Annotated in this window: 3 protein-coding genes; all 3 read left to right on the top strand. The window is 56.0% G+C overall.

What is annotated here, in order from left to right:
• Positions 1-161: 161 nt before the first annotated feature.
• The 3 genes from Q0482_RS02870 to Q0482_RS02860 all read left to right on the top strand — a co-directional run bounded on the left by Q0482_RS02870 (position 162) and on the right by Q0482_RS02860 (position 6,549).
• Positions 162-1,364: an efflux RND transporter periplasmic adaptor subunit gene (locus Q0482_RS02870; RefSeq protein WP_299143142.1), complete on the top strand. Its 1,203-nt coding sequence runs from the start codon at positions 162-164 to the stop codon at positions 1,362-1,364.
• A gap of 10 nt (positions 1,365-1,374) precedes the next feature.
• A complete protein-coding gene (locus Q0482_RS02865; protein WP_299143140.1) occupies positions 1,375-4,557 on the top strand; it encodes a multidrug efflux RND transporter permease subunit in 3,183 nt (1,060 codons plus the stop codon).
• A gap of 1,110 nt (positions 4,558-5,667) precedes the next feature.
• Positions 5,668-6,549, top strand: a complete 882-nt coding sequence (locus Q0482_RS02860; protein WP_299143138.1) for a DMT family transporter — start codon at positions 5,668-5,670, stop codon at positions 6,547-6,549.
• The last annotated feature ends 316 nt before the right edge of the window (positions 6,550-6,865 follow it).

The following is a 6,865-nucleotide window of genomic DNA, read 5'->3' as shown; positions in this document are numbered from 1 at the left end:
ATGGGAGGGCAGGCGGGGGACAATAGAAGGAAGAAATAGACTTTTTCCCAAACAATTACCCCGGATAATAAACACAAATTCACAAACTGTCTCACTTATGGTAAGATGGAAGAAAATTGTGTGAATTCCATTGAGAAAGCATTTCTTCAAGGAGCAAAAATATGAGTCGTAAGGATTGGAAGGCAGGAGCGGCTGTTTTGGCGGCTGCCATGTGTGCGGGGACTTTTTTTCTGACGGGCTGTGGAAGTTCGGTGCAGCCGCGGTCTTCTGCGGTCTCGGTGAAGGCTATGAAGGTTATCCAGCAGGACACTAAGGTGAACCATGATTATTCGGGACAGGTGAAGTCCATGGATGCGGTGGTGATTAAGCCGAAGGTGTCCGGGTCCATTACGGAGAAGTACTTCAAAAGCGGGGATATGGTGGAGAAGGGACAGGCGCTGTACAAGATCGATGACCGGCAGTATGAGTCGGCGGTGCTTTCGGCCCGTTCCAATGTGGATAAGGCACAGACGGCGCTGAATAATTCCATTATTGATCTGGGACGGTATCAGCGGCTTCTTTCTTCCGGCGCCATTGCGGAGCAGACGGTGACTACCCAGGAGGCGACGGTGGCTTCGAATCAGTCCAGTTACGATGATGCCAATGCGCTTCTTCAGAAGGCTGAGGAGAATCTGGACGATACAGTGATTCGTGCGCCTATTTCCGGCAAGCTTTCGGTGGATGACGTAGGTGTGGGCACCTATGCCACTGCAGGAAATACGTCTCTTGTGTCTGTCGGCTCCATCAATCCTATTTATGTGCAGTTTTCTATCAGTGAAAATGAATACTTGAATTTCCGTACCGGCGGGAAGCCGGATAACGGCGGGGAGAGGCTGGGGCCTCCCGAGGCTTCTCTCACCCTGAGCAACGGGGAGAAGTACGGAGAGGTTTCCACCAGTTATCTGGCGGACCGGGAATTGTCTGAAAGTACGGGCACTCTTACCATGAAGGCTGTTTTTGATAACGCCGACGGCGTGTTGCTTCCTGGCATGTTTGCCCGGGTGACCATCGAAGGGCGGCCTTTGAAGGATGCCATTCTGGTTCCTCAGCGGGCGGTGCAGCAGGTGCTGGACAAGTCCTTTGTCATCGTGGTGGGAGCAGACAATAAGTCCGTTTCCAAGATGGTCACCCTGGGAGACCAGGTAGGCAGCTATTATGTGGTGAAGAGCGGCCTTACGAAGGATGACAATGTGGTGGTGGAAGGGCTCACGAACCTGAAGGAAGGACAGGAGCTGAAGGTGACGGAAACGAATGCCGATGAGCTGGGTCTTTCCATGACGTCTTCCGATACTTCTTCCTCCCAGACTGCGGTAACGGCGCAGTAAGGAGGCTCCCATGTCAAAATTCTTTATAAGGCGGCCTATCTTTGCCATCGTCATATCCATTATCATCGTGCTTCTAGGCACCATTTCCCTCCTGTCCCTGCCCATTGCCCAGTATCCCCAGATTTCCCCGCCTACCATCAGTTTGAGCGCAAACTACACCGGCGCCAATGCCACTATTGTGAACCAGACGGTAGCCCAGGTGATTGAAGAGCAACTGAACGGGTTGGAGAATATGTCCTACATGTCATCCACCTCCAGCAACGACGGCTCCTACAGTTTGTCCATCGTCTTCGACCTTGCCAGCGACGGCGATACGGACTCTGTGAACGTGCAGAACAGTGCGAATCTGGCCAAGAACAGCCTCCCCAGCGACGTGCAGACTACAGGGCTTACGGTACGCAAGTCCTCCGGCGACATGGTGCTCATGGCCAACCTCTATTCGCCGAACGGCACCTATGACCAGGCCTTTTTGAAAAACTACGCCGACATTTACCTCCTGGACAAAATCCAGCGCATCGACGGCGTGGGCAACGTGAATACCTTCGGTTCCAGCTATGCCATGCGGGTGTGGCTGAATCCGGATAAGCTGGCTGAAAGAAATCTGACGGTGGCAGATGTGATTTCCGCTATCAAAGAACAGAACGTGTCCGCTCCTGCCGGCACCATCGGCGGCCAGCCGGCGCCGGCCATCCAGGAAAAGCAGTACAGCGCCAAGGTGGAAGGCCGTCTCACCACGCCGGAGCAGTTTGGAAATATTATCCTGAAATCCGCTTCCAACGGCCAGTTCGTGTACCTGAAGGACGTAGCCAAAATCCAGACAGGCACCCAGAACGAAAGCAGCAACTCCAAAATCAACGGCAAGACCGGTATTGGCTTCGGCGTACAGCTTACCAATGACGCCAACGCCCTGGACACCATCAGCCAGGTGAAGCAGGTGCTTGAGCAGGCGAAGGACAGTTTCCCGCCGGACCTTGACTACATCATCGTCATGGATAACACCAGCTTCATCAATGCATCCATCAGCGAAGTGAAGGACACCTTCGTCGAATCCCTGCTGCTGGTTATCCTGGTGGTATTTGTCTTCCTGCAGAAATGGCGCACCACCCTTATCCCTGTACTGGCGGTGCCCGTTTCCATCGTGGGTACCTTTGCCACCTTCATCATCCTTGATTTTACCATCAATACTCTTACCCTCTTCGCCATGGTGCTGGCCATCGGCCTTGTGGTGGACGACGCCATCGTGGTCATCGAAAACGTGGAAGAGCACATGGCTAAAGACGGCCTATCCGCCAGGGAAGCTACGGAAAAGGCCATGGGCGAAGTGCAGGGGCCGATCATTGCCACCACCGCCGTGCTGGCCTCCATCTTCATCCCCGTAGCCTTCATCGGCGGCGTTACCGGCGTGCTCTACAAACAGTTCGCCATTACCATCACCGTATCCGTGGCCATTTCCGCCTTCGTAGCTTTGACTTTGACTCCTGCCCTCTGCGGCCTTCTCCTCAAGGCCGACGACAAGGGCATCCAGGGCGGGCCTCTGGGCTTGTTCTTCCGGAAATTCAACAGCGCCTTCGACTCCTGGCGGGAGAAATACACCGGCCGCGTGGGCTGGATGATTCACCACCTGAAATATGCGGCGGTATTCCTCATCCTTGTGACAGGCCTCATGGGCGTCTTCTACAAAATGCTGCCCACCACCTTCGTGCCGGAGGAAGACCAGGGATTCTTCATGGCCAGCATTACCATGCCTGAAGGCACATCCCTCAACCAGACCGTAAAGACAGTGGACGCCATTGCCAATGAAACGAAGCAGATTCCCGGGGTGAAGGACATTATGACCCATTCCGGCGGCTCTACCTCCAACTCCGGCAACGTGTACGTTTCCCTGGACAACTGGGATGATAGAACTTCCGCCGACCTCAGCGTGAACTCCATTATTGCCAAATTCAACAAAACCGTGGCGCCCCTCCATCCGGAAGCCCGGGTGGCCGCCTTCAATACCCCCGCCCTTCCCGGCCTGGGCATGGAAGGAGGCTGGACCATGCAGCTCCAGGATAACGTAGGCCTGACGGATACGGAACTGGGCAATGTGGCCGACCAGGTGGTGGCTGCCTGCAGCGCAAGGCCGGAACTCTCCGGCGTCCGCACCAGCTACGCCACCAACACCCCCAGCGTCCAGTATGCCGTAGACCGTGAAAAAATCAAAAACCTGGGCATCAGCCTCTCCGACGTATTCACCGCCCTCCAGGCCAACTTCGGCGGCTCCCAGGTCAACGATTTCAACCAGTTCGGCCGCTCCTACAAAGTCATCGTGCAGGCGGATACCTCGTACCGCTCCCAGGCGGACAGCTTGAAATTTATTTCCGTGAAATCGTCCTCCGGAAAGATGGTGCCTCTGGATACCCTCCTCACCAGCTCCATCACCACCGGCCCGTCTTCCATTACCCGCTTTAACGGCGTAAGAAGCGTCACCATCCAGGGCAGCGCCGCCAACGGCTACAGCTCCGGTGAAGCCATGAAAGCCGCCGAAGAAGCGGCCAAGAGCGTCATGCCTTCAGGCTTCACCATCGAATGGTCCGGCCAGAGCCGCGAAGAAAGCACCTCCTCCAACTCCACCATGAAAGTTCTTATCATGGCCCTCGTCTTCGCCTTCCTCTGCCTGGCAGCCCTCTACGAAAGCTGGTCCATGCCCTTCGCCGTCCTCTTCACCGTACCCACCGGCATATTCGGCGCCGTATTCTCCGAATACATCATCCGCACCATCACCACCATGCTGGGCGGAAACGCCACAGGCTTTTTGAACAGCGTGTATATGCAGATCGGCATTATCATGATCATCGGCCTGGCCGCCAAGAATGCCATCCTCATTGTGGAATTTGCCAAAGAACGGGTGGATAAGGGCATGAATCCCATGGAAGCGGTGGTCATCGCCTCCAAACTCCGCCTCCGTCCTATCCTCATGACCGCCTTCACCGCCATCATCGGCTGCCTCCCCCTGGCTCTCGCCACCGGCGCCGGCGCCGGTGCCCGCTGCGGCATGGGCGTGGCAGTGGTTGGCGGAATGACCTTCGCCACCATCTGCGGCCTTTTCCTCATCCCTGCCTTCTACATCATCTCCGAATATATGGCCAGATACTTCAGGAAAGTGACGGGATTTAAAGGAATTAAGTTTAGATACCGCATGCTGAGGAGGTAGCCGGGAAGCGGCTGAGATCGGGATCGGGGCCGCCTGGCGGCGCAGTGGCTTGTGGCTTGTAGCTGGTGGCTGGGTAAACAATACAACCGGGCTGTCGCCCGTGGGAAAACAGGCCAAACTCGCATCGCTCGTTGGAAAACCATACAACCGCCCTTCGGGCGTGGGAAATGCGGCCCCCCTTTGGTGGCTGCGCCACCACTTTTCCCCCGCAGGCGGGGGCACAACAACCCGTGCTTTATTTAGAGCAACTTTTGATGGTAATGCTTCGCGAAGCTTTATTGTCCACTGTGCACATCCTGCATAGGATGTGCAAGTCGGGCGAAGTAAGGCGCCTAGCCTGCCCATAAGGGCGCTTTCCTTTTGTCGCCCGACCGATACAGCGGGGTGGCAAGGGAACTGGATTTGTAGGGGAACGCAGTGACCCGAAAATCCAGTGACACGCTTCCCAACGGGGCAAAGGTGGTGCCGTAAGGCACCAAAGGGGGAAAGGCCGCCAAAGGCGGCCAATTCAGCAGAATGTATAGCGAGACTTAAGCAGCAGGAGGGAAAATCCCGTAACGCCTTGCGCCCCCTTTAGGGGTGGCAAGCGAACGAAATTTGTAGGGAGCCATAGGCGACTGAAAATTTCGTGAGACGCTTTCCCGTGGAGAGAGGGCCACGGAGTGGCGTGGGGGTGTACGATGTGGCAAGTTGAAATGATACTCTATGCTGAACTAACTGCCCCAAGGCAGCCCTTCTTTTAGGAAATTTCTCGGCTCCGTTTCATTGGCTCCATGAAACTATGTGATTTATATCGGCTTGTACCTCCGCTCGAAATGACGGGGGAAGCACTTGTGACACAAATGCAGATCCCGTAACGCTGACTTCATAATCATTGCCGTGCAGCGGCAATCCACAACCCTCGCAGCCGATAGGCTGCGTCAAACCTAAGAACCCGACCGCCACAGGCCGGTCAAACTTAAGGACCTTCCCACTCACAACCTGCGGGCCCTGCGGGCCCACCCCCTTTGGTGCTGACGCACCACCTTCCCCCCGCAGGTGGGGGACAATAAGATGAGGGGCCGCAGGCGGTGGGACAACAAACCTTTTTCAAACAAGGACCCTGATACCATGACCTTTCATTCTCCGGAGAAAAAAGCCCGTCTTATGCTTTGGACCACCGCCCTTATCTGGGGCGGTGGTTTTGTGGCGGGGAAAATGGCCCTGACCGGCCTTTCTCCCTGGGGAGTGCTTTTCTGGCGCTTTGGGCTGGTGGCTCTTTTATTTCTTCCCTTCTTTTACCGGAGAATCCTCCGGGCAGGGAGGGGACTTTTTGTCTTCGGCGCCCTGTCAGGCGTCCTTCTGGCTCTGGCGCTGTCGGTGCAGCTCTGGGGACTTTCCTATACCACCAGCGCCCGGCAGTCTTTCCTTTTTACCACCTATGTGGCCTGGACGCCCTTTGTGAGCTGGATTCTTTTGCGGAAGCGGCCGGAGCGGCGGTCCTTCGTGGCAGGTTTCCTGGCCCTCTCGGGCATCGGGCTCATTGCGGCAAAGGGGGAGGGGGACATCCGGCTGGGGGACTGGATTACCCTTGTTTCATCGGTGCTCTTCACCCTGCAGATCGTATTTGTAGGGAAATACATGAAAAAGGACATGGACATTTTTGCCTTCTCCTTCATCCAGTTCTCCGCCGCCGCCATCCTGTCCCTTGTGCTTCTTCTGTTTCAGGGAGGAAATGTGATTTCCTTCGGTACCGAATGCGTGGAAGGAGTGCTCTTTCTGGGCATCCTCAACACCGCCGCCGCCTTCACCCTGCAGAACGGGGCCCAGAAATACCTGCCCGACGTGACGGTGTCCCTCATCAGCAGCATGGAGTCCGTATTCGGCTTCCTCTTCTCCTGCCTCTACTATGGAAATCCCGTCACCCTCTCGTTCCTGGCAGGAGGGGCGCTCTGTTTTGCGGCTATAGTGGTGAATGGGGTGAGAAATAAGAAGATAGACGATAGACGATAGACGATAGATGATAGACGATAGATGATAGAAGATTAGATGTTCTGCCGTGTGGCTGAGGTCGGGGTCGGGGTCGGGATCGGGGGCGCCTGACGGCGCAGTGGCTGGTGGCTGGTAGCTGGTGGGCTGATAAAACCTTTAAGACCGGGCTATCGCCCGTGGAAAAACAGGCCAAACTCGCTTCGCTCGGGGGAAAACAAGCCAACCGCCCTTCGGGCGAAGGAAAAGCGGCCCCCCCTTTGGTGGCGCCAGCCACCACCTTTCCCCCGCTAAAGCGGGGGAACTATGGGTTCTCAGCATTGTGCCACATGACACCACA

The organism is uncultured Dialister sp., from assembly GCF_937959425.1.
Lineage (GTDB): Bacteria > Bacillota > Negativicutes > Veillonellales > Dialisteraceae > Dialister.
The sequence above is the reverse complement of the archived record's forward strand: the minus strand, read 5'-3'. Positions and strand labels throughout refer to the sequence as shown.

What these genes read in the sequence shown, in the direction of transcription:
- Q0482_RS02870 (WP_299143142.1), top strand. Translation starts at nt 162, where the DNA reads ATGAGTCGTAAGGATTGGAAGGCAGGAGCGGCTGTTTTGGCGGCTGCC.
- Q0482_RS02865 (WP_299143140.1), top strand. Translation starts at nt 1,375, where the DNA reads ATGTCAAAATTCTTTATAAGGCGGCCTATCTTTGCCATCGTCATATCC.
- Q0482_RS02860 (WP_299143138.1), top strand. Translation starts at nt 5,668, where the DNA reads ATGACCTTTCATTCTCCGGAGAAAAAAGCCCGTCTTATGCTTTGGACC.